We start from the raw sequence: 692 nt of genomic DNA on the forward strand, positions 1-692 counted from the left end.
GCCCTCTCGACTGTCGACTGGCGCGGCGTTCATGGCGTTTACGCCGGTTCGCGGAGCGAGAGACCGGCGGCGCGGTAAATCGTATCGATGACGGACATGTTCTCGACCGCGTCTTCCGGCGTCGTCTTCACCGGTTCGCCGCGCAGCACCGCCGCGGCAAAAGCCTCGAGCTGGTACGCGAAGGTGGCGCGCCGCGGGAAGCGCTCGACGCGCTTGCTGTCGGCTGATTGGATGGAGAGCCGAGGGAGAACTTGAGGTGCCGCCGGACTGAGCCAATGCAGCCGGCCGCGATCGCCAACGATCCTGGCGCTCGCTCGAAAAAGATCCGACGACCACAGCGCGCAGCGGATCCGGCCCGTGAGCCAACTCGTGAAGCGCAACTCGGCCGTCATCGCCCGGTCCAGTTGAGTCCCGCGCAGTTTTGCCTGTGCCGCAACGACTTCCGGGGTCGAACCGCCGAAAGTGCGGAGCATGTCAACCGCGTAGACTCCGGCGTCCATCAGCGCGCCACCGGCGAGGGAGTAGTCGTAGACGTTGGCGTTGGAGCGCTTCGGCAGCAATACGCATAAGGAGACGTCGATCCGCTCGAGCTTGCCCAGCTCGCCTGACGTGAGAATCTGCTCGACGCGCGAAGTCAACGGATGGTAGCGGTATTGGATTGCCTCCATGACGACGCGATCTGACTTCGCGGC

General features: G+C 64.9%; 1 protein-coding gene. It reads right to left on the reverse strand.

Features of this window, described 5'->3' with window-relative positions; translation table 11 throughout:
* Positions 1 to 38 precede the first annotated feature (38 nt).
* The coding region (locus A5706_RS35120) for a Gfo/Idh/MocA family protein (protein ID WP_231984929.1) at positions 39 to 692 on the reverse strand (654 nt) is incomplete at its 5' end.

The organism is Mycobacterium sp. E796, assembly GCF_001672815.1.
Classification (GTDB): domain Bacteria; phylum Actinomycetota; class Actinomycetes; order Mycobacteriales; family Mycobacteriaceae; genus Mycobacterium.